The sequence below is a fragment of the Azospirillum canadense genome (genome assembly GCF_025961225.1).
Classification (GTDB): Bacteria; Pseudomonadota; Alphaproteobacteria; order Azospirillales; family Azospirillaceae; genus Azospirillum; species Azospirillum canadense.
The window spans coordinates 204543-226230 of sequence record NZ_JAOQNG010000007.1; the positions used below are offsets into that span (position 1 = coordinate 204543).

Genomic DNA, 21688 nt, shown 5'->3' on the forward strand with positions numbered 1-21688 from the left:
TGCCCGCCATCAGCCCCCCAGGCCTGACGCGACCGGCCGGTCCGCGCCGCGCCGGTGACCTGTCCGGGCGTTCGCTTGGCCCGCTTCCTGGCCCGCACCCGGGACCGTCCCGTCCAACGCGTCCGGGTCAGGCTGTTTCGCCAGTGCCTCCTCCAGCCAGCCCTCGCGGGTGGTGGGGAGGGAGGTGAACAGCAGTTCCGTGTAGGGGTGGAAGGGCGGCGACAGCACCGCGTCGCGCGCGCCGCAGTCCACCACCCGGCCGCGCCGCATCACCGCGATGTCGTGCGCGATGGCCTTCACCGTGCCAAGGTCGTGGGTGATGAAGATGTAGGACACCCCCTTCTCCTGCTGGAGGCGGCGCAGCAGCTTGATGATGCCCTCTGCCACCAGCGGGTCGAGCGCGGAGGTCACCTCGTCGCAGATGATCAGGTCCGGGTCGGCGGCGAGCGCGCGGGCGATGCACACGCGCTGCTTCTGGCCGCCCGACAGCTCCGACGGATAGCGCCGGGCGAACTCCGGCCCCAGCTCGATGTCGCGCAGCAGGTTGGCGACACGCCGTTCCACCGCGGCGCGCGGCAGACCGAAGTAGAAGGACAGCGGCCGGCCAATGATCTCCCCCACGGTCTGGCGCGGGTTCAGCGCCGTGTCCGGAATCTGGAAGATCATCTGCATGCGCCGCAGCGTGTCCTTGTCGCGCGCCTTCAGCGTGGGGCGCAGAGCCTTCCCGGCGAAGGTCAGCGTTCCCCCGGCCGCGGGGACCAGCCCGGTGACGACCTTGGCGAGCGTCGACTTGCCGCTGCCGGACTCCCCCACCACGGCCAGCGTCGTGCCGCGCCGCACGCCCAGCGTGACGTCCTCCAGCACGGGGACGGAGCCGTAGCGGGCGGACAGGCCGCGGATGGACAGCACCTCGTCCTCGGCCTCCTCCCGCACCGCAGCGGGAACCACCGCGTGGCTGACGTTGAGCAAGCGGCGCGTGTAGTCCTGCTTGGGCGTGTCGATCAGCTCCCGCGTCGTGCCCTCCTCCACCGTCTGGCCGTGGCGCAGCACCATGATGCGGTCGGAGATCTGCGACACCACGGCCAGGTCGTGGCTGATGTAGAGGGCAGCACTCCCCTCCTCCCGGATGGCCTGCTTGATCGCGGCGAGCACTTCGAGCTGCGTCGTGACGTCGAGCGCGGTGGTCGGCTCGTCAAAGACGACGATGTCCGGCTCCGGCGCCAGCGCCATGGCGGTCATGGCGCGCTGCAACTGCCCGCCGGAGACCTGGTGCGGGTAGCGGGCGCCGAAGATGTCCGGCTGCGGCAGGCCCAGCCGCCGGAACAGGTTGCGGATCGTCCGCGCGATGGGGGCGGAGGCGCCGCCGCCACGCCGCAGCGGCTCCGCAATCTGGCTTTGCAGCGTGTAGGCAGGGTTGAAGGAGGCCGCCGCCGACTGGGCGACGTAGGTGATTTTGCGCCCCCGCAGCATCCCGGCCTGACGCGGCGGCAGGCTGAACACGTCCTGGCCGCGGAACAGCACCTCCCCGCCCACGCAGGCGCAGCCGCCGCGCATGTGGCCGAGCGCCGCGAGGCCGAGCGTCGATTTTCCGGCCCCGGACTCGCCGATAAGGCCCAGCACCTCCCCTGGGTACAGGTCGAAGCTGACGCCCTTCAAGATCGGCTGGGAACCGGCCTGGACCCGCAGGTCGCGGACTTGCAGGATGGGCTGCGCGGCGTTCGTCGTTTCCATGGGTGTCATCCTTCCGCGCTGCGGGACCGGCCCCGCGTGTGAAGCAGGCTGTCGGCCACCAGGTTCACGCAGACCGCGACGATGGCGATCATGGCGGCGGGAACCAGCGGCGCCGTCAGGCCGAAGCCGACGGCGGGGGCGTTGTCGCGCACCATGCCGCCCCAGTCCGGCGCCGGCGGAGGGACGCCCAGCCCGAGGAAGCTGAGCGAGCTGAGGAACAGCAGCCCGAAGACGAAGCGGATGGCCAGTTCCGCCATCAGCGGCACCATGCCGTTGGGCAGGATCTCGCGGAACAGGATCCAGCCGATCCCCTCCCCGCGCAGCCGGGCCACCGCCACGAACTCCTGCACCGCGATCTCCATGGCCAGCGAGCGCGTCAGGCGGAAGATGCGCAGCGCCTCGAACAGCGTCAGGACGGTGACCAGCACGGGGATGGAGTTGCCCAGCACCGCAATGGCCAGCAACGCGAAGATCAGCGGCGGGAAAGCCATCAGCAGGTCAACCGCCCGCGACAGGGCGGTGTCCACCCAGCCGCCGAGGAAGGCGGCGGTCAGGCCGGCGCCGCTGCCGAACAGGAAGGCCAGCCCGGCGATCACCGCGGCGAGCGACAGGCTGGTGCGCCCGCCTTCCAGCACGCGGGCCAGCATGTCGCGGCCGAGCTGGTCGGTGCCCAGCGGGTGCGCCCAGCTCATCGGCTCCCACAGGTCGCCGACGATCTCCTCTGCGCGGTAGGGCAGGACGGCCGGGCCGACGGCGACGGCCAGCGTGATGACGATCAGAACGCCGAGCGGCAGCCAGGTCGACAGCGGAACGCCCCGCAGACTGGTGAACCGGGTCATCGCGGATGCCTCAGCTTCGGGTTGAAGAGCACGGCGACGATGTCGGCCGTCAGGTTCAGGCCGATGTAAGTCGCGCCGAAGATGAGGCCGCAAATCTGCACGACCAGGATGTCCTGCTTGCTGACCGAATCCACCATCCACTGGCCGAGGCCCGGGTAGGTGAACACCACCTCCACCACCACCACGCCGACCACGAGGTAGGCGAGGCTGAGCGCCACCACGTTGGCGACCGGCCCGATGGCGTTGACGAAGGCGTGGCGGACGATGATCTCCCGTCGGGAGCAGCCCTTCAGCTCCGCCATTTCGATGTAGGGGTTGGACAGCACGTTGATGACCGCCGCCCGCGTCATGCGCATCATGTAGGCCAGCACCAGGCAGACCAGCGTCAGCGCCGGCAACACGATCCGGTGCAGCTGCTCGCCCAGCCCCATGTCCGCGTTGATGCCCGAGAGCACCGGGAACCAGCCGAGGTTCAGGGCGAACACGACCAACAGGATGTAGCCGACGAAGAATTCCGGGAAGGAGATGGAGGCCAGCGACAGGACCGAGATGATCCGGTCCAGCCGCGTCCCGCGATACAGCGCCGATACCAGCCCCAGGATGATCGCCAGCGGCACGGCGATGGCCGCGGCCGTGGCGGCGAGGAACAGCGTGTTGGACAGCCGCGTCGCCAGCATCGGCGCGATTGGCCGGTTGGTCGTCAGCGACTTGCCGAGATCGCCGACGGCGACCCGGCTGAGCCAGCCGACGTAGCGCTCCAGCGGCGGGTCGTTCAGATGCAGCTCCGCCCGCAGGTTCTCCACCGCCACCGGCGTGGCGTCCTTGCCGAGCAGGGCCTCCGCGGCGTCGCCGGGGAGGCATTCGACGGCCAGGAAGATGAGCACCGTGACGAACCACAGCGTGACCAGGGCCCCGAAGAGCCGTTTTGCGATCAATCGGGTCAAGACCATGCGGACCACCGCCTTTGGCAAAAGATACAGGCTGCACGGCCGGGGAACGGAGGCGAACCCCGTCCCCCGGCCGGTCCGCGCGTCAGGCGAGCCAGCAACGTTCGGCGATGCGGCAGCCGGCCAGCTCCATGTTCGACGCGGTCAGGTCGCCCTTCACCGCGTCGCGCATGCCGTCCAGGAAGTTGTTGAACATCGGCACGATGGCGCCGCTGTCGTCCTGCATGATGGCCTGCATCTCGGCGTACATCTGCGTCCGCTTGGCGCTGTCCAGCTCCGTCCGCGCGGCCAGCAGCAGGGCGTCGAAGCTGTCGTTGCGCCAGTGGGTGTCGTTCCAGGCCGCCTTGGAATAGTAGGCGGTGGTGAAGATCTGGTCGGGCACCGCGCGGCCGGTCCAGTAGGAGATCATGAACTCCTTGGACCGCCAGACATTCTCCCAATAGCCGTCCTGCGGCTCGCGCACGACGTTGATGTCGATGCCGGCCTCCGCCGCCTGCATCTTCAGCAGCACCGCCATGTCGATGGCGCTGGAGAAGGCCGCGGTGGAGGTGCGCAGATCCAGCGCCCCGCTGTGCCCGGACTTCTTGAAGTGGAACTTCGCCTTGTCCAGGTCCTGCGTGCGCTGCGGCAGCTTCGCGTCAAAGAAGGGCATGCTCTTGGCGATGGGATGGTCGTTGCCGACCGTGCCGTAGCCGCGCAGCAGGCGGTCCAGCATCTGCTCGCGGTTGATCGCGTATTTCAGCGCCAGCCGCAGGTCCTTGTTGTCGAAGGGCGCGCGGTCGGCGCGCATGTTGATGACGTAGTAGGCCGTGCCGGCTGAGTTGATGATGCGCAGGCCCGGCGCCCGGCCGAGCAGGGCGACCGTCTTCGGGTCCAGGCGGTTGATGCCGTGCACCTCACCGGACTGGAGGGCGCTGAGGCGGGCCGCGTCGTCGTTGACCACAACGAATTCCACCTCGTCGACGTGGGCGCGGCCCTCCTTCCAATAGTTCGGGTTGCGCTTGGCGACGAAGCGGACGCCGGGCTCGTAGGTTTGCAGGACGTAGCCGCCGGTGCCCACGCCGTCCACGGTCGTGGTTTCCGCCGGGACGATGGCGAGGTGGTAGTCGGACAGCAGGTAGTGCAGGTCGGCGTTGCCGGTGGCGTGCTGGACGCGGACCTGATGCTTGTCCAGCTTCTCGATGGACTCGATCTCTTTCAGCAGGCCGGCGGCGCCCGACTTCGTGTCGGCACCCATGTGGCGGCGCAGCGAGTGGACGACGTCGTCCGCGGTCATCTCCTTCCCGTTATGGAAGGTGACGTCCTTGCGGATGTTGAAGACCCAGGACTTGGCGCCGGGGCCGATGTCCCAACTTTCCGCAATCTCCGGAACCGCCTGCCCGTTCGGCGCGATCTCGACCAGCGTGTTGTAGAGCGTGTAGTTGACCGTGCGCTCCACCGGGGAGCCGAAACCGCCGCGCGCCTGGTCCAGCGTGTTGGTCGTCTGGCCGCCCGCCAGGCCGAGCTTGAGCCGCCCGCCCTTCTTCGGCACGTCCGCCGCGAACGCCGAGGCGCCGGGCAGCAGGGCCGACGCCCCGATGCCGAGGCCGACCGCAGCACCCGTCTTCAAAAGCTGCCGGCGCCCGATGTCGCCGGTCAGGCCCAACCCGTCAAAACCCGTGCCGAATCCGTTCGTCTTCATTGTCCCTCCTCAGATCCCTGAAAGCCCCCGAAAACTCTTCACCCGCCCTTCCGCCGGCGGTTTTGCCGCCCTGTTGTTGTTTGCGGAGGACGGGCGCACGCACGCCAACTCACTGTTGCGCCGTCACCTCCACACCGGGACCGCGCAGAACCCCGACGTCGCCGCCCTCCAGATGCAGCGCGATGGCCTTTCCCACGACGTCCGGCCGCTCCACATGCGGGATGTGCCGGGTGTCGTCGAGCGCCAGCAGCGCGGCGCCGGGCAGGCGCGGCAGCGCCTCCACGGCACCCTGGTAGGCGACCGTGACGTCCTGCTTGCCCCAGACCAGAAGCAGCGGGACGCGCCCGTCGAGCGCCGCCAGCCGTTCAACCTGCATGTCGTCGTTGATGCCCTCGGCGTAGTAGCGGCCGATGGCGGCGAAGGACTCCGCCGCACCCCGCGAGTTGTTCATCCGCCAGGCCTCCTCGACGAAGGAGTCGCTGATCGCCGCCGGGTCGAACACGCCGTTGCGCAGGCGGGTCGCGACGCTGTCGCGGTCCATCTTGGCCAGATACTCCGACGTCCAGCGCCGGCGCTCCGGCGCCAGCGGCTGCAAGCCGACGCTGCCGATGAGGGTCAGCGTGCGAACCAGTTTCGGCGTCCGGGTGGCGAAGGCCGCCGCGAACAGACCGCCCAGGGAGGATCCGACCACGTCGATCCGCTCCTCCCCCAGCTCGGGCAGCAGGGCGGCGAACAGCTCCGCGTGGCCGGCCGCGGTGTAGGAGAACCCATCCCCCTTCTGCGACAGGCCGTGCCCCGGCAGGTCGATGGCGAAGCAGCGGCGGCCCCGCGCGGCCAGCGCCGACGCGACCGGCGCCCAGATTTCCGCGTGGGAGCCCAGCCCGTGCACGAACAGCACCGCCGGGCCTTCGCCGCCCCATTGCATCACCCGGACGCCGAAGCCCAGGGGGTGCAGCAGGTACTGGATCGGGGATGCGGCCATCGCGCCGTCCCTCACTTCACCGGGTCCGCGACGCGATCGGCGGTTTCGGCCTCCACTTGCGGGCCGTACAGACGCTCAACGCTGTGCTTGATGAAGTGCTGGACGCCCTTTTCCAGGCGCGACATCCGGCCCGGCACGAAGCGCGAGGCGCGCGTGACGTTCTGCAGCGATTCCACCATGGCGAAGTCTTCGCTCAGCACCTTGTCCAGCATGACCTTGAACTCGGACACCACGGCGTCGCGGGCCGGGCCGTCGATGGTCTCCGCCGACCACAGGATGGTGCCGGTCATCCGCATGCGGTCCACGCCGAGCGGCCAGCTGGTGTAGACGGACACGTAGTCCGGCCGCACGAAGAAGTTCAGGTTCGGCGTCAGCAGGCCGGCGGAGGAGAAGCGCGGCGACTTGCCTTCCAGCGCGGCGATGCGCTTGGCCGTCAGGTCGCCCGTCTTGGACAGCGTGCCGGCGTCGTATTCGTCGACGAACACCTGCCCGTTCGGCCGCAGGTCGTAGATCAGGTCCACGGACTTCATGAAGCGCCCGATGGAGTCCTTGTGCAGGACGCCGACGTGGTAGAAGTCCACGAAGTTCTCGACCATGAGCTTCCAGTTGCACTGAAGCTCGGAGTCGATGCGCAGGCCGATCTTCAGCGTCTCCAGGTTCAGGTAGCCGAACTTCTCGTCGAAATCCTTGATGAAGGTCTCGAAGGGCACCGGATCCTTGGCGAGCGTCACGAAGATGAATCCACCCCACTGGCCGACGTGCAGTTCGGGAAGGCGGCAGGCCTTGCGGTCGAAGCCTTCGGAGTCCCGCATGTAGCTGGCGCCCATCAGCTGGCCGTCGAGGTTGTAGAGCCAGCCGTGATAGGGACAGGTGAACTCGGTCGCGTTGCCCTCGCCCGTAGCGATCTCCACGCCGCGGTGCAGGCACATGTTGGCGTAGGCGCGGACGGCGCCGGCCTCATCCCGGCACAGGATGAGCGGCTCGTTGGCGATCCGGAAGGTCTTGTAGTCGCCGGGGTTCGGCAACTCCTCCGCGCGGGCCATGTACAGCCAGTCGCGCTTGAAGATGTTCTCGATCTCCTGCTGGAGAACCTCCGGGTCGTTGTAGAGAAGACCCGGAGCATGGCTGGCCTGCTTCACGTCCAGGAAGGTCTTCCGGAACATGGTGTCGGGTGTGTCGGACATGCTCACTCCAAGATCTGGACGTTAGGCTTGTTGCAGCTGCTCGGCTTCGAACCCGGTCAGGAAGGACGCGAGGTTCATGCCGAGGTCTTCGCAGAGGTATCCCCCTTCCTGGACCAGCACGGTCGGCAGGCGCAGCGACGACAGGACGCGCGCGATCCGTTCGAACCCGGTGGTGGTGATCTGCAGGAAGGCGAGAGGATCGTTCTTGTAGGAATCGAGGCCGAGCGCCACGACCAGCGCCTGCGGCCGGAAGTCCCGCAGATGGCTGAGGCCGATGTGCAGCGCGTCCAGATACTGGTTGTCGCCGGCGTTCCGCGGCAGGGCCAGGTTGACGTTGGCGCCCAGCCCGTCGCCGTCGCCGCGCTCCGTCTCATAGCCCCAGTAGAACGGATAGAATTCCGCGGGGTCCCCGTGCAGCGAAATCGTCATGACGTCGCCACGGTCATAGAAGATGTCCTGCGTACCGTTGCCGTGGTGGACGTCGATGTCCACGATGGCGACACGTTGGTACGTGTCGCGCAGCACCGCCGCAGCGATCGCGGCGTTGTTCAGGTAGCAGAATCCGCCCGCGAAATCGCGGCCGGCGTGGTGGCCGGGCGGGCGGCAGATGGCGTAGGCGCTGCGCGCCTCGCCGTCGCGGACCTGCAACGCCGCGGCCGTTGCCGAATGGGCGCCCCACAAGGCCGAGGTCCAGGTGTCCGGCGTGATCGGGCAGGCAAGGTCATAGAGGTGATAGCCGGCGCGCCCGACGATCGATCGCGGGTAGCCGCGGCCGGGATGACGCGGATGGACGTTCGGCACGACGTCCGAAGACGCGTCGGACAGCGCGCTCCACCGGTCATAAGCTGTTTCCAGAAAGGCTATATATTCGGCGGCGTGCACTTTTTCGATGCAAGAAATACCGAAGTCTTCCGGCTCATCGATCGAATGACCGCAAGAAGCAGCCCCCATAAGCAGGCTTTCGACACGCTCCGGCACATCCGGAATTTGGCGCAATCGGCCGGAGACCAGGAATTTTCCCGGCCTATGCCCCCTTTGCCTGGGGGAAAAGAAGATTTTCATTTCTTCTCACAGACCCCTCGCTCTCTGACGACCTGGACAAGCTTGCTGTGGTGTGACACTATAAATCAAATAGATTGTTGTTATTACCCCATAAACGGGGTTTATGCATGGAGGGGGTGAGTCATGCTGATGAGCAATCCTCTGGTTCGCTCGCTCGACTGGAATCTTCTCCGGGTTTTTCTCGTCATCGCGGAAGAGCGCAGCATTTCCAAGGCCGCGGATGCGCTTAACCGCACCCAGCCCGCCGTCAGCACGGCGTTGAAGCGCCTTGAGGAGCAACTGAACACCCAGCTCGTGTTGCGGAACGCCACGATGTTCCAGCTGACCGACAACGGAAGGTTGCTGCATCGCGAGTGCAAGGAGGTCTTCAACACCATCGGCCACATCCCGAGCCTGATCGCGGAGACCACCGAATCCCTGGCCGGAACCCTGTCGCTGACCATGGCGAGCCACATGGTGAGCGAGCTGATCGACGAGTCCTTGGCGCTGTTCCACGAGCGGCACCCCAACGTGACCGTCGACGTCTCGCTCGTCACCAGCGCCGTGGTGATCGAGCAGGTGATGAACCGCTCCATCAACGTCGGGATCTGCCTGGCCTGCAGCCATGTGCCGGGCATCGAGTACCTGCACCTGTACAAGGAGCATTTCGGCTTCTTCTGCGGCCCGCGTCATCGCTATTTCGGCCGCCGCGACCTGACACTCGCCGACTTGCAAGGGGAGCGCGCCGTCACCTTCAAGGTGTTCGCGTCGTCGGAGGTGATCCAGACCATCACTGCCATGTACCGGCAGGCGAACATGGGCATGCCTTTCTCCGGCCTGTCGGACAACCTGGAGGAACTGCGGCGCATGATCATTGCCGGCGTCGGCATCGGCGCGATGCCCATCCACGTGATGCAGCGCGACGTGCGCGACGGCCTGCTGTGGCAACTGCCGCCCTACCACCGCCCAACCCCCATCGACGTCTATCTGGTGACCAACCAGAAAGCCCAGCTGACCCGCATCGAAAACGCCTTCATCGCGCAGATGCGGGAGGTCGTGGCGGCCAAGACAATCGAGGAACGCACCTACCCCCCGTTTTTCACGGAGCCGTGACCAACGGCCTCATCCAAACCCGCAACACCCACCACCACAGACATGGAGACCAGAATGGCTTGGCACAGGGCCGCATCCACCGACGCCGTGCAGGACGGCGGCGTGATCGGCGTCGAGATCAACGGCCTGGACATCGCGCTCTACAAGCTCGACGGCGCCTTCTACGCCACCGGGAACATCTGCACGCACCAGCACGCCTACATGTCCGACGGCTATGTGGACGACGGCTGCATCGAATGCCCGCTCCACCAAGCACTTTTCGACATCCGAACCGGCGCCGTCGTGGACGGGCCGACCAAGAGCCCCCTGCCCGTCTACGCGACCATGATCGAAGGCGATGCTATCCTGGTCGACCTGCCGGACTGATCCGGCGATCCGAACTCTTGATAGTCGAGAAGTGAGACGAGACAGGGAATGGCGATGTCGAACTTTGCGGAGGAGTTGCTGGCGCGGATCGGTCCGGGCGGCGTCCGGATCGGGGCCGAGGTCGAGCCCCGGCACCGCCATGACTGGACGGTCGAGATGCCGTCCGGTGACGGCCCGCTTGCCGTGGTCTACCCCCGCAACGCCGAGGAGGTCTCGACGGTGCTGCGCCTCTGTCAGGCGCACCGGCACCCGGTCGTCGTGCAGGGCGGGCTGACCGGGTTGGCCGGCGGCGCCACCCCGGTGGACGGCTGCGTCGTGCTCTCCATGGAACGGATGCGCGGGATCGAGGAGGTCGACACCGACGCAGGCACCATGACGGTCCAGGCCGGCGTCACCCTGCAAACCGTGCAGGAGACGGCGGACACCGCGGGGCTTCTGTTCCCGCTCGACCTCGGCGCGCGCGGCTCCTGCCTGATCGGCGGCAACCTGTCGACCAACGCGGGCGGCAACCGCGTCCTGCGCTACGGCATGATGCGCGACCTCGTGCTGGGGCTCGAGGTCGTGCTGGCCGACGGCACGGTGGTGACGTCGCTCAACAAGATGATCAAGAACAACGCCGGCTACGACCTCAAGCACCTGTTCATCGGCACGGAGGGAACGCTGGGGGTCGTCACGCGCGCGGTCCTGCGCTTGCACCCGAAGCCGCGCAGCGTCTGCACCGCCCTCTGCGCGGTGGCGGACTATGCCGCCGTCCTCCGCCTGCTGCGGCTGGCGCGCGAAAGGCTCGGCGGCACGCTGTCGGCCTTCGAGGTGATGTGGCCGGAGGTCTACCGCCGGGTGGAGGCGACCTTGGGCCGCCCGGCGCCCCTGCCGCACGGGCACGGCGCCTATGTGCTGGTTGAGGCGATGGGCACCGACCAGATGCCGGACCAGGAGCGCTTCGAGGCGATCATGCAGCAGGGCTTCGAGGACGGGATCGTCACGGACGCCGTCATCGCGCAATCCGGGGAGCAGACCGCGGCCTTCTGGACCCTCCGCGACGCCTGCGGCGACTTCGGCGAGGTTCTCTGGCCCGCCGTGGGTTTCGATGTCAGCCTGCCGGTCGGCCGCATCGGGGAGTTCGTCGAGCTTTGCCAGGAACGCCTGGCGGCGCGCTGGCCGGAGGCGGAGTCGGTGTTCTTCGGCCATGTGGCCGACGGCAACATCCACATCGGCGTCAAGGTGGCGGAGGAGCCGCTGCCGGTCCACGCCATCGACGTGGTGGTCTACGACGCCGTTCGGGAGTTCCAAGGCTCCATCTCTGCGGAGCATGGCATCGGCGTGCTGAAGAAGGAGTTCCTTCCGCATTCGGTCAGCCCGGAAGCGCTCGCGCTGATGCGGACCGTCAAGGCGGCCCTCGATCCGAACGGGCTTCTCAACCCCGGCAAGGTCATCGACCCGACCATGGGCTGAAGGGCCGGAGCAAGGCGCCGCCCTGCCGACCGGGAATTCCCCGTCGGCAGGGCGGATCGGTGTGGACGGATCAGGCCGCCTTGCCGATCGGACGGCTTCCCTGGGTCAGGCGATCGACGACGGTGCGGAAGGTACCCAACTGCGGGTCGGCCTCGGCGAACGCGACACGGGCCGCCCCGGCGTCCAGGTCCCGGATGTCGAACGAGACCTGGGCGCCGTGGCGGTCCAGGCGCAGCGTGCCACGACCGGCCGCCGCCATGCCCTCCAGCCCGCCGATCTTCGCGCCGCTTGCCGAGAGGTCCAGCACCCGGGCGGCCTGCGAACGCCCGCCGATGGTCACCATGCAGGGCTCGTCCACCCGGTAGCGCGGCTGGCGACGACGGTCGGCGTCGCTGGTGGAGGTGCCACCACGCGGACCAGGACCCGCCGGAGTTCCGCGATGCTGGCCGCCACCGCGGACGAGCCCTGGCGCATCTGCACGGCCTGGGATCCGGTCTGGTCGGCGTCCTGGGACACCAGCGCGATGCGCGCCGACACTTCCCGCGCGGCGTTGGAGGTTTCCGCCACGTTGCGGCTGATCTCCTGCGTGGCCGCGGACTGTTCCTCCATCGCGACGGCGATGGCGGCCGAGATCTCGTCCATCTCTCCGATGGTCCCGCCGATCTCCGCCACGGCGGCGACGGCGGTGCGGGTCACGTCCTGAATTTCCGCGATCTGGCGGGTGATCTCGTCGGTGGAACGGGCGGTCTGGTTCGCCAGGTTCTTCACCTCCTGGGCGACGACGGCGAAGCCCTTGCCCGCCTCGCCGGCACGCGCCGCCTCGATGATCGCGTTGAGCGCCAGCAGGTTGGTCTGGTTCGCAATGTTCTGGATCAGCTGCGCCACGTCGCCGATGCGCCCGACCGCGTTCGACAGCGATTGGATGGTGTCCTGGGTGCGCCGGCCGGTGTCCACCGCGCGGCGCGCCACCGTGTTGGAATGGGCGATCTGGGACGCGATCTCGCTGATCGACGCCGCCAGTTCCTTCGCGGCGGCGGCCACGGTCTGCGCGTTCGCCAGGGCCTGTTCCGCCGCCGCGGCGACGTTCTGCGCGTTGACGCTGACGCGCTCCGCCGACCCGGCCATGCCGTTGGCGTCCTGCGCCATGGTGCCGGTGCGCAGCACCACCTGCTCCACGGCGCTGCCGGCTTCACGCTCCACCGTCTCCGCCATGCCCTGGAGGGCGTTGACCCGCTCCTCCTCGGACAGGCGCTGGCGTTCCTCGCGCTCCTGGCCGGCGTAGCCGATCTTGGCCTTCACCATCCGAATCTGCGCGCCGATGCGAATGAACTCCGCCACATCCGGGTAGGGAAGGCGCGACGTCAGGTCGCCGTTCGCGATGGCGTCCAGATGCCGCTCCACCATCCGCTGCGGCCGGCGGATCGACGCCAGGATGCCGAAGCAGGAGGCCACCGCCAAGCCGATGCAGACCAGAAGCAAGGCGGAGGCCCAGAACACCCGGCTGTGGAAGCTTTGCTCCGCCATGTCGTAGGTCTGCCGCGCCGCGTCCGCACGCCGGTCCGCGACGCGGGTCGCCACGGCCATCTCCTCGCCGGGCGCCGTCGCGGCCAGAATCGTCTGCCATTGCTCCGCGATCGACGCCCGATTGGCACGAACGGCCGCGATGCGCTGCTCCACGGCCGCCCGATCCCCGCTGCGGAGATCAAAAGACAGGAAGGTGATCTGCTGAAGGGTGTCGCGCATGGGGCCGAGGAGGCCGGCGATCCGGTTCGCGTGGATCGTGTCGTCCTCATAGACCGGCATCAGCGCCTGGTTGGAGGCGTTCATGCCGAACAGGCCGATCCCCCCGATGAGGACCATGCCGGCGATCGCCGCCGCGGACACCGCGGCAAGGCGCCCAGTGATGCTGTTGGCCAGGGTCTTCAGCCGGTTGCCGAGGCTGCGGCGCACGGTGTGCACGTCCTCGTCGGCGATGGCATAGGACAGGCGGATGCCGGTCGGGTCGCCGAAGGCGGAGCCCGGCACGACGGCCACCTTGGCCTCGCCCAGGATCCGTTCACAGAGCGCGCCGACGTTGGGGATGAGCTGCCCGCCGTGCCGCTTGCCGATGGTCGAGCGGATGTCGAGGAACAGGTAGAAGGCCCCCTCCGCCGGGGCGCAGCCGATGCCGTCCATGCGGCTGACAATGGCCAGCGCGCGGTCCAGCCGCTCATCCAGCCGCCGGTTGACGTCCGCGATGAAGGCGCTGTCCCCGCTGCGCAACGCCTCAAGCACCGCGTATTGGGCGATGCTGCAGGGGTTGGACGTCGTGTGGCCTTGCAGGTTCTCCATGGCCTTGATGACGCGGCTCGGGCCCGCGGCGTAGCCGATCCGCCAGCCGGTCAGCGCGTGGCTCTTGGAGAAGGAATTGACGATGACCGTGCGGTCCTTCACGGCCTGGCAGGCGGCGACGATGTTCGTGTGCGTGTGCCCGGGACGCACCAGTTCCGAATAGCACTCGTCGAAAATGATCCAGAGGTCGTGCCGGATCGCCAGTTTGGCGATGCCGATGATGGCGTCGCGGTTGTAGACCACGCCGGTCGGGTTGTTCGGGCTGTTGATGACGATGGCCTTGGTCCGCGGAGTCACCGCGCGTTCGATGGAGGCCACGTCCAGCCGGTAGCCGGTCTCGCGCGTGTCGACGAAGACCGGCCGGGCGCCGGCGATTTCCACCTGCGTCGGGAACGTCACCCAATAGGGCTGCGGGATGATCACCTCGTCGCCAGGGTCGAGCAGCACCATGGCCGCGTTGAACAGCGCCTGCTTGGCGCCGGCCGTCACCCCGACCTCCGCAGCCGTGTGGGGCGTGCCGCACCGCTCCGATATCTCGGCGGCGATGCGCTCGCGCAACGGCATCAGGCCGAGAGTCGGCGTGTAGACGTTCCGCTTTCCGTCGACGGCCGCCTTGGCGGCGTCCTTGATCAGGTCGCTGGTGTCCACGTCCAACTCGCCGGCGGCGAAGTTGACGACGTGGACGCCGGCCTCCTTCAGCTCGTTGGCGATGACGCGCATGCGCGACGTGCCCGGCGGGGTGATGAGCGCGGTGCGGCCGGCGAGCGGCCTCGCCGTGGTTTCGCCGCTGGTTTGTGTGGTGTTGCCGGCCATCACCGCGTCCCCGGGATGAGAGTCAGGATGTCGTTCATGGAAAGGCACTTGTCCTCCACCTCCAGCGACCGGCCGTTTCTCAGGATCTCCGTCGCCACGTCGCGCATCGCCAGATAGGAGGAGCGCAGCATGTGGTTGGCGTAGATGACGATGTTGAAGCCGGCGCGCTCCAGCTCTTCGAATGGCGTCTGGCCGTAGCTGGTCGGCACACAGACGAGCGGCACGTCGGGATGGTGCGACCGGAAGCGCTGCGCGAACTCGAACACCTCGTCCGACCGTTTTTTCCGGCTGTGGATCATGATCCCGTCGGCGCCGGCTTCGACATAGGCGAGCGAGCGCGCCAGCGCGTCCTCGATGCGGGCGTCGAGGATCAGGCTCTCGACGCGCGCGATGATCATGAAATCGTCGGTCATCTGCGCCGCCTTGCCGGTGGCGATCTTGTGGCGGAAGGCCGGGATGCTTTCCTGCTGCTGCGCGACCTCGTTGCCGAGCAGGGAATTCTTCTTGAGCCCGGTCTTGTCCTCGATGATCACCGCGGACACGCCCGTCCGTTCCAAGGTGCGGACGTTCATGGCGAAATGCTCGGGCTGGCCCCCGGTGTCGCCGTCCATGATCAGCGGCTTGGGGGTCACCTCGAAGATCTCGTTGATGTTCGGGATGCGGCTCGGGATGCCCAGCGCTTCGATGTCCGGCTTGCCGCGTTCGGTGGAGTCCGTCAACGAACTGGACCAGAATCCGTCGAACTCGACCGGATGCCCGGCCGTTCCGGAATCGAGGACCAGCGTTTCGGCCAGCAGGGCCGAGTTTGGGCTGTGTGCCTCCATGATCCGCAGGCATGACTTGCGCTGCAACAGGTGGCGCAGCGACGCGCGGCGGTTGTCGGCCGTAATTCCGCGTTTGGGAAGGACTGTCAGCATCGTAATCCCCGTGCTGGAGGCAACGGCGGCCCCGCCCGGGAATTTAGGGAATTCCCGGCTGCGCCGCGTCGTATCGCGAGAAGACCTGCCAGCAAGCAACGGCCCGTCGGGCGGACCCCGAGCGGGTGAGACGATGCGCGACGTGCAGGACACGTCAAGAATGGGGAATGGAGACGCGTTTATGCAATAATAATTTGATATTTTTCTTTTCACAAACACGACTACTCAAGCGTCCCATAGGATTGCTCAAGACAAAAGGTTGCAATCAGGCCATCTATACTTGCACACCGGCCCAGGCGCGGGCGATCAGGTCGCGGATCGCCGCCGGGTCAAGCGGGCGCGGGTTCCAGTAGGGCGTGCGCAACGCCAGATCTGCGGCGCGCGCGATCCCCTCCTGCGGCATGCCCAGGTCCCGCAAGGACTGCGGGACGCCGAGCCGCCGGGACAGGTCGGCCAGCCCCCGCGCAGCATCGTCGCTGCCCAGCGCCCTGGCGATGCGCTCCATGGCGTCGGGCGCGGCGGCGGCGTTGTAGGCGACGGCGTGCGGCAGGACGACAGCGTGCGTTTCCGCGTGCGGCAGGTCGAAGGTGCCGCCCAGCGTGTGGCACAGCTTGTGGTGCAGGGCCATGCCCACGGCGCCGAGGCAGACGCCGCACAGCCACGCGCCGTACAGCGCGTCCGATCGGGCCTCCATATCGGACGGATCAGCCAGGAGGCGCGGCAAGGCGCGCGCCAGCGCCCGGATCGCGTCCTCCGCCATCAGCGAGGTGATGGGGTTGCGGTCCTGTGCGTAGAGCGCCTCCACCGCGTGCGCGATGGCGTTCAGGCCGGAGGTCGCGGACAGACCCGGCGGCAGCGACCGGGTCAGCTCGACGTCGTAGAGCACCACCTCCGGCAGGACTTTGGGGGAACGCAGCGTGGTCTTCACGCCGCCCTCGGTCTGGCCGAGGATCGGCGTCATCTCCGAACCCGCGTAGGTGGTGGGAATGGCGATCTGCGGCAGGTCGGTGCGCAGCGCCAGCGCCTTGCCCAGCCCGATGGCGGACCCGCCGCCGACGGCCACGATGCCATCCGCCCGCAGGTCGCCCAACGCGGCCAGCGCGCGCTCCGTGATGGCCACCGGCGTGTGCATGACCGCCTCGCCGAAGACACCGGCGGCAAAGCCGCCCGCCGCCACGGTCACGCGGTCCTGCAATCGTTCGCCAACGAGAAGAAGCGCCCGGCGGCAGCCCAGCCGCTCAATCTCGCCGGCCAATTGGGCCAGCGTTCCGTGCCCGAAGATCACCCGCGCGGGAAGACCCGTGTACACGAAGCTCTGCATGGTCCCCTCCATCAACGCCGTCCGCCGCCATCGGCGGATTGTGACGCAGGAAGCCCCCCGTGGAAATCGTTTGATTACACCCAATTTGGTTGACACCACCCCCGGCCCGCCGCATGGAATGTCGCCACCATGTCCTTGATGACCTTAAAGCGTCGCGAACTTCTGGCCGGGTGCGGGGTGCTGCTGCTGGTGCCGTCCGGGGCGCTGGCCCAGGCGACGACGACCGCGCGCCGGCTCAACCTGCGCAACCAGAACACGGGGGAAAGCTTCAGCGGCCCCTACCGCGACGCCGACGGTCCGTTGCCCGACGCGATGGCCGACCTGGCGAAGTTTCTGCGCGACCACCACGCCAACAAGGAAGGCCCGGTGGACATCGGCACGCTCGACCTGCTGGCCGACCTCATGGAGGCCGTGGGGCAGAGCAAGGCGACCCTTCTCTCCGCCTTCCGCACGCCGGAGACCAACGCCAAGCTGGCGCGCGCCGGCCTGGGGGTGGCGGAGCACAGCCAGCACCTTCTGGGCAAGGCGCTCGACGTCACCTTCCCGTCGCGGCTGCCCGACGCGCACCGCAAGGCGCTGGACATGAAGCGCGGCGGCGTGGGCTGGTACCCGCGGTCCTTCTTCCTGCACATCGACACGGGGCCCGTGCGGAGCTGGGAGCTGTTCGGCCGGGACCTGAGCCACCTCTTCGCCCCGGGCGTGCGGGGCCACCTCCGCACGGTCGCCGACCGCATGAGGCTGCACCGCGCCATCGCCCGCAAGCGCCTGACGGGCTCTCCGTGACGGCGAGCCGCGCCCGCGCGCGGTCACATCACCTTGATTTTGTTCAAGATCGGCTGGAAATCCTGACGTTCCATGGCCGGGCATCGCGCGAACGCTGGCGGCACGGCCGAACAGCCGCCGCCGCTGGGGGACGGGGATGAACAGCACCGAACAGGGCCGCGTGACCGCTCCAACGGCACCCCCATCGTCCGCGCCGGCCCTGGAGTCCGCGCGCCCCTCCGGTATGCGATGGACCCAACTCCTGCGCAGCAGCCGGCCGCTGCGGCGGCTTCTGGCCGGCGGCATCCTCGCCGTCCTGGCGGTCGCGGGCGCCACGGCGCTGATCGTCGTCCAAGCCCACGACTCCACACTCCAGCGGGTCAAGAGCGAACTGGAAACGCTGGACCTTCTGCTCGCCGAAACGACGTCGCGCTCCTTCCAGACCGTTGACCTGATCCTGGCCAGCATCGTCGACCAGCTGGCGGCCGAGGGCGTGACCACCTCCGCCGAGTACGAGAGGTCACGATCCGGCTACAACACCTACGAGATGCTCAAGGCCAAGGCGACCGGCGTGCCCCAGCTCGACGCCATCACCATGATCGCGGCCGACGGCCGGCTGATCAACTTCTCACGCTATTTCCCGATCCCGCCGGTCAACGTCGCCGACCGGGACTATTACGGCGTCCTGAAGAACGACCCCGGCGGGCGCTCCTATCTCAGCACCCCGGTGCAGAACCGCGGAAACGGGGAATGGACGGTCTATCTGGCCCATCGCGTCAGCGGCCCATCGGGGGAATTCGTCGGACTCGTGCTGGGTGCGATCAGCCTCGACTACTTCCAGAACCTTTACGAATCCCTGCAAATCAGCCAGGGCAGCGCCATCAGCCTGTGGCGGCGCGACGGCACGCTGCTGGCCCGCTACCCGACGCTGCCGCTGATCGGCGAAAAGCTGCCGATCAAGACCTTCACGGAAATCCTGCGCCAATCCGACTCCGGCGTGTACGAGACGCCCGCGGCCATCGACGGCCCCGCCCGGATCGTCGCCACCCGCCTGCTGCGCGACTATCCCGTCGTCGTCAACGTGACCAGGACAAAGGGGCAGGCTCTCGACGACTGGCATCATCAGGCCTGGATCACCATCGCGGCCGGCATCCTGTGCGAACTGGCCCTTATCGCCTTTCTGTGGGGCCTTGCGCGCCAGTTCGGCGCCTATGAGGCCTTCACCACCGCCCTTGCCGAGCGCAACCAGGCCATCGAGGCCCGCCGGGAGGCCGAGGCGCGGCTGAACCAGTCGCAGAAGATGGAGACTCTGGGCCAGTTGACCGGAGGCATCGCCCACGACTTCAACAACCTGCTCCAGGCCATCGGATCGGCCCTGTACCTGATCGAGCAGAAGGTCCCGAAGGACGGCGCCCGGAACGTGCTGGCGACGTCCGTGCGGCTGGCGACGGAAGCGGTCGAGCGCGGCTCGGCGCTGACCCAGCATCTCCTGGCCTTTTCCCGGCGCCAGCACCTGGAACCGCGGCCCGTCGACGTGAACGCCCTGATCGCCGGCATGAGCGGGCTGCTGGGCCGCACCCTCGGCGGCACGGTCGCGGTCAGCACCGCCCTTCAGGACGATCTCTGGCCGGCCCTGGTCGACCCGACCCAGCTGGAAATGGCGCTTCTCAACCTGTCCGTGAACGCGCGCGACGCCATGCCCGGCGGGGGCAGCCTGTGCATCGCGACCGCCAACCTGCATGCGCCCGCGGCTGGGCCAAAATCCCCGGCGGATGCCCCGCCGGCGACGGGCGTTCCCGCCCCGCCCGGGGATCTTCCGCCGGGGGACTATGTCGGGGTGTCGGTCCGCGACAGCGGGACGGGCATGGACGAGGAGGTGGCGGCACGCGCCTTCGAGCCGTTCTTCACGACCAAGGAGATCGGCCGCGGCACCGGCCTGGGGTTGAGCATGGTGCATGGGCTGTCCGTGCAGTCGGGCGGCGGCGTGCGCCTCGACAGCCGGCCCGGGCTCGGTACGACCGTCACGATCTATCTGCCGCGTGCCGAGGCGCCCTCCAGTGCGCCCCGCAAGTCGGACAACGCGGACGATGTGACCGCCGGGACGCCGGACGTCCAGGTGCTGCTGGTGGACGACGACGTTCTCGTCCGGCAAGCCGTGACGGCGCTGCTCCTCCAGGCCGGACTGCGCGTCACCGAGGCGTCGGATACGGCGCAAGCCCTGGCCGTGCTGGCGAGCGACGCCCCCATCGACCTGATAATCTCCGACATCGCCATGCCGGGGATGAACGGCTTTCAGCTGGCCGCTTCCGCCCGCGCCCGGCGCCCGACCCTGCCGGTCCTGCTAATGTCGGGCTATGCGGAACCGTTGCTGAACGGCGCCGCACCGCTGGTGCCCGGCGCGTGCGTGCTGAGCAAGCCTTTCAAGCCCGAACAGCTTCTCGCCGAAATCCGCGCCTTGCTGCCCTGAGGCGGACGGGCTGCGGTCCATTAATAATTCCTGCCACAGGACGTGCGGCAGATCCAAGCGGCTGTCGGGAACCGTAAATCCAGGTCATGCCGGCGTCCCGCCCCGTACGGCTGCGGAACAGGGCCTCCGGCTTGGGGTTGTTCCAGGCGGTGTTGCAAGCGCTTTGCTGGGTGTTTCAACCGCGAACGAGATCGTACCGACCCGCGCGGTTGTCGCGAACGGGCCGGCCCGAGAGGAGAAATATGTGTCCGAGCCGGGGAAGACAGAGAAGATCCTGACCGGAATTCCGGAGTTCGACCTCGTTTTGAGGGGCGGCTTGCCGCGCGAGCGGCTTCATCTGCTGGAAGGCACGCCGGGAACCGGCAAGACGACGATTGCCCTGCAGTTCCTGCTGCAAGGGCGCGTCGACGGCAAGCGCGGCCTTTATGTCTCGCTCTCGGAAACCGAGGCGGAGTTGCGCGCGTCGGCCGCCAGCCACGGCTGGTCGCTGGACGCCATTGGAATTTTCGAGCTGGTGCCCCTGGAGGCCCAACTCGACCGCCAGCAGAGCGTTCTTTATCCGTCCGAGGTCGAACTCGGCGAGACGATGCGCCTGATCACCGACCGCATCGAGGCGGACAACCCCGATCTGGTGGTGATCGATTCCCTGTCGGAGCTGCGGCTGCTGGCCCAGGACCAGCTCCGCTACCGGCGGCAAATCTTGGCGCTGAAGCAATTCCTGCAAGGCCGCCGCTGCACCACGCTTGCCCTCGATGACCTCACCAGCCAGACGGGCACGATGGAGCTGCACAGCCTGATGCACGGCGTGATCTCGCTGGAGCAGATCGAGCGCACCTACGGCGCCGCGCGCCGACGCCTGCGCATCTCCAAGATGCGCGGCACGGAATACCAGAGCGGCTGGCACGATTTCGCCATCACGCCCGGCAACGTGCTGATCTTCCCGAGCCTGATCGCCGAGGAACACAAGGTCGATTTCGAACCGACGACGGTGTCGAGCGGCCTTACGGGACTGGACGAGCTGATGGGCGGCGGGCTGACCCGCGGCACGACGACCATGCTGGTCGGCCCCTCGGGCGCGGGCAAGTCGTCGCTCGCCCTGCAATATGTCATGGCGGCGGTGAAACGCGGCGAGCACGCCGCCTACTTCTCCTTCGACGAGACGTTCGAGACGCTGAAGCTGCGCAGCACCGCGCTGGGCATCGACATTGAGGAAGCGGTGCGCCAGGGCCAGATGGGGTGGGAACGGGCGAACCCGTCGCGCCTGTCGCCGGGGGAATTCGTCTGGCAGGTCCGCCGTCAGGTCGAGGACCAGAAGGCCCGCGTCGTGGTGATCGACAGCCTGAACTCCTACCTCAGCACGATGCCGGAGGAGCAGGCGCTCACCCTGCAAATGCACGAGCTGCTGACCTACCTGAACAACCAGGGTGTCGTGACCATCCTGATCCTGGCCCAGCAGGGCATCATCGCCGATGTGCAGAACCCGGTGGATCTGTCCTTCATGAGCGACGCCGTCGTCCTGCTGCGCTTCTTCGAAGCGGGCGGGGAGGTGCGCAAGGCGATTTCGGTGGTCAAGAAGCGCACCGGCATCCACGAACTGGCGATCCGGGAGTTCCGCCTGTTCCCCGACGGCATGCAGGTCGGCCCGAAGCTGCTGGATTTCCACGGCGTCCTGACCGGAGTGCCGACCTACGGCGGATCGCCCGACCCGTTGCTGCGCAACCGTGACCAAACCGGCTGACCG

General features: G+C 67.9%; 17 protein-coding genes. 6 read left to right on the top strand and 11 right to left on the bottom strand.

All coding sequences use genetic code 11. The features are described 5' to 3' along the window. Window positions 1-9 precede the first annotated feature (9 nt). The 7 genes from M2351_RS28760 to M2351_RS28790 all read right to left on the bottom strand — a co-directional run bounded on the left by M2351_RS28760 (window position 10) and on the right by M2351_RS28790 (window position 8426). Complete coding sequence (locus tag M2351_RS28760; protein ID WP_264659460.1) at window positions 10-1731, bottom strand: ABC transporter ATP-binding protein; 1722 nt, start codon at window positions 1729-1731, stop codon at window positions 10-12. A 5-nt stretch (window positions 1732-1736) separates the two neighbouring features. Next, window positions 1737-2570, bottom strand: a complete 834-nt coding sequence (locus tag M2351_RS28765) for an ABC transporter permease (RefSeq protein WP_264659461.1) — start codon at window positions 2568-2570, stop codon at window positions 1737-1739. Then, window positions 2567-3520, bottom strand: coding sequence for an ABC transporter permease (locus M2351_RS28770; protein ID WP_264659462.1), 954 nt, complete (start codon window positions 3518-3520; stop codon window positions 2567-2569). The genes M2351_RS28765 and M2351_RS28770 overlap by 4 nt, the downstream gene beginning before the upstream one ends. An 82-nt stretch (window positions 3521-3602) precedes the next feature. Then, complete coding sequence (locus M2351_RS28775; protein WP_264659463.1) at window positions 3603-5198, bottom strand: ABC transporter substrate-binding protein; 1596 nt, start codon at window positions 5196-5198, stop codon at window positions 3603-3605. Between the two features lie 109 nt (window positions 5199-5307). Continuing rightward, window positions 5308-6180: an alpha/beta fold hydrolase gene (locus M2351_RS28780; RefSeq protein WP_264659464.1), complete on the bottom strand. Its 873-nt coding sequence runs from the start codon at window positions 6178-6180 to the stop codon at window positions 5308-5310. An 11-nt stretch (window positions 6181-6191) separates the two neighbouring features. Further along, on the bottom strand, window positions 6192-7364 hold the full coding sequence (locus tag M2351_RS28785; protein WP_264659465.1) for an aromatic ring-hydroxylating oxygenase subunit alpha: 1173 nt from the start codon (window positions 7362-7364) through the stop codon (window positions 6192-6194). Between the two features lie 21 nt (window positions 7365-7385). Further along, window positions 7386-8426 (bottom strand): histone deacetylase family protein, encoded by a 1041-nt coding sequence (locus tag M2351_RS28790; protein WP_264659466.1) that lies wholly within the window; start codon window positions 8424-8426, stop codon window positions 7386-7388. 129 nt (window positions 8427-8555) lie between these two features. On the opposite strand from M2351_RS28790, the gene M2351_RS28795 reads away from it, so the two are divergent. The 3 genes from M2351_RS28795 to M2351_RS28805 are packed head-to-tail and all read left to right on the top strand — an operon-like array spanning window position 8556 to window position 11336. Further along, window positions 8556-9518: a LysR family transcriptional regulator gene (locus M2351_RS28795; RefSeq protein ID WP_264659467.1), complete on the top strand. Its 963-nt coding sequence runs from the start codon at window positions 8556-8558 to the stop codon at window positions 9516-9518. A gap of 54 nt (window positions 9519-9572) precedes the next feature. Beyond that, on the top strand, window positions 9573-9884 hold the full coding sequence (locus M2351_RS28800) for a Rieske (2Fe-2S) protein (RefSeq protein WP_264659468.1): 312 nt from the start codon (window positions 9573-9575) through the stop codon (window positions 9882-9884). Between the two features lie 48 nt (window positions 9885-9932). Further along, the gene (locus M2351_RS28805; RefSeq protein WP_264659469.1) at window positions 9933-11336 is read left to right on the top strand and encodes an FAD-binding oxidoreductase; all 1404 of its coding nucleotides are present in this window, start codon (window positions 9933-9935) and stop codon (window positions 11334-11336) included. A 70-nt stretch (window positions 11337-11406) separates the two neighbouring features. On the opposite strand, the gene M2351_RS28810 is transcribed toward M2351_RS28805, so the two are convergent. The 4 genes from M2351_RS28810 to M2351_RS28825 all read right to left on the bottom strand — a co-directional run bounded on the left by M2351_RS28810 (window position 11407) and on the right by M2351_RS28825 (window position 16718). Further along, window positions 11407-11679 (bottom strand): hypothetical protein, encoded by a 273-nt coding sequence (locus M2351_RS28810; RefSeq protein ID WP_264659470.1) that lies wholly within the window; start codon window positions 11677-11679, stop codon window positions 11407-11409. Then, complete coding sequence (locus tag M2351_RS28815; RefSeq protein ID WP_264659471.1) at window positions 11673-14480, bottom strand: aminotransferase class I/II-fold pyridoxal phosphate-dependent enzyme; 2808 nt, start codon at window positions 14478-14480, stop codon at window positions 11673-11675. Before M2351_RS28815 ends, M2351_RS28810 begins: the two co-directional genes overlap by 7 nt. Beyond that, on the bottom strand, window positions 14480-15397 hold the full coding sequence (gene aepX / locus M2351_RS28820; RefSeq protein WP_264659472.1) for a phosphoenolpyruvate mutase: 918 nt from the start codon (window positions 15395-15397) through the stop codon (window positions 14480-14482). Before aepX ends, M2351_RS28815 begins: the two co-directional genes overlap by 1 nt. Before the next feature lie 274 nt (window positions 15398-15671). Further along, on the bottom strand, window positions 15672-16718 hold the full coding sequence (locus M2351_RS28825; protein ID WP_264659473.1) for a maleylacetate reductase: 1047 nt from the start codon (window positions 16716-16718) through the stop codon (window positions 15672-15674). A 129-nt stretch (window positions 16719-16847) separates the two neighbouring features. Between M2351_RS28825 and M2351_RS28830 the strand changes: the two genes are divergently transcribed. From M2351_RS28830 to M2351_RS28840, 3 genes are all read left to right on the top strand, one after another. Next, entirely contained in the window at window positions 16848-17501 is a 654-nt protein-coding gene (locus M2351_RS28830; protein WP_264659474.1) for a YcbK family protein, read from the top strand. A gap of 136 nt (window positions 17502-17637) precedes the next feature. Beyond that, a complete protein-coding gene (locus M2351_RS28835; protein ID WP_264659475.1) occupies window positions 17638-19947 on the top strand; it encodes a hybrid sensor histidine kinase/response regulator in 2310 nt (769 codons plus the stop codon). 244 nt (window positions 19948-20191) lie between these two features. Beyond that, window positions 20192-21685, top strand: coding sequence for an ATPase domain-containing protein (locus tag M2351_RS28840; RefSeq protein ID WP_264659476.1), 1494 nt, complete (start codon window positions 20192-20194; stop codon window positions 21683-21685). Window positions 21686-21688: the final 3 nt, after the last annotated feature.

Bases quoted from the DNA above. Each gene is read 5' to 3' on its own strand.
- M2351_RS28760 (WP_264659460.1), bottom strand. From the start codon at position 1,731: ATGGAAACGACGAACGCCGCGCAGCCCATCCTGCAAGTCCGCGACCTG.
- M2351_RS28765 (WP_264659461.1), bottom strand. From the start codon at position 2,570: ATGACCCGGTTCACCAGTCTGCGGGGCGTTCCGCTGTCGACCTGGCTG.
- M2351_RS28770 (WP_264659462.1), bottom strand. From the start codon at position 3,520: ATGGTCTTGACCCGATTGATCGCAAAACGGCTCTTCGGGGCCCTGGTC.
- M2351_RS28775 (WP_264659463.1), bottom strand. From the start codon at position 5,198: ATGAAGACGAACGGATTCGGCACGGGTTTTGACGGGTTGGGCCTGACC.
- M2351_RS28780 (WP_264659464.1), bottom strand. From the start codon at position 6,180: ATGGCCGCATCCCCGATCCAGTACCTGCTGCACCCCCTGGGCTTCGGC.
- M2351_RS28785 (WP_264659465.1), bottom strand. From the start codon at position 7,364: ATGTCCGACACACCCGACACCATGTTCCGGAAGACCTTCCTGGACGTG.
- M2351_RS28790 (WP_264659466.1), bottom strand. From the start codon at position 8,426: ATGAAAATCTTCTTTTCCCCCAGGCAAAGGGGGCATAGGCCGGGAAAA.
- M2351_RS28795 (WP_264659467.1), top strand. From the start codon at position 8,556: ATGAGCAATCCTCTGGTTCGCTCGCTCGACTGGAATCTTCTCCGGGTT.
- M2351_RS28800 (WP_264659468.1), top strand. From the start codon at position 9,573: ATGGCTTGGCACAGGGCCGCATCCACCGACGCCGTGCAGGACGGCGGC.
- M2351_RS28805 (WP_264659469.1), top strand. From the start codon at position 9,933: ATGGCGATGTCGAACTTTGCGGAGGAGTTGCTGGCGCGGATCGGTCCG.
- M2351_RS28810 (WP_264659470.1), bottom strand. From the start codon at position 11,679: ATGGTGACCATCGGCGGGCGTTCGCAGGCCGCCCGGGTGCTGGACCTC.
- M2351_RS28815 (WP_264659471.1), bottom strand. From the start codon at position 14,480: ATGGCCGGCAACACCACACAAACCAGCGGCGAAACCACGGCGAGGCCG.
- aepX (WP_264659472.1), bottom strand. From the start codon at position 15,397: ATGCTGACAGTCCTTCCCAAACGCGGAATTACGGCCGACAACCGCCGC.
- M2351_RS28825 (WP_264659473.1), bottom strand. From the start codon at position 16,718: ATGCAGAGCTTCGTGTACACGGGTCTTCCCGCGCGGGTGATCTTCGGG.
- M2351_RS28830 (WP_264659474.1), top strand. From the start codon at position 16,848: ATGTCCTTGATGACCTTAAAGCGTCGCGAACTTCTGGCCGGGTGCGGG.
- M2351_RS28835 (WP_264659475.1), top strand. From the start codon at position 17,638: ATGAACAGCACCGAACAGGGCCGCGTGACCGCTCCAACGGCACCCCCA.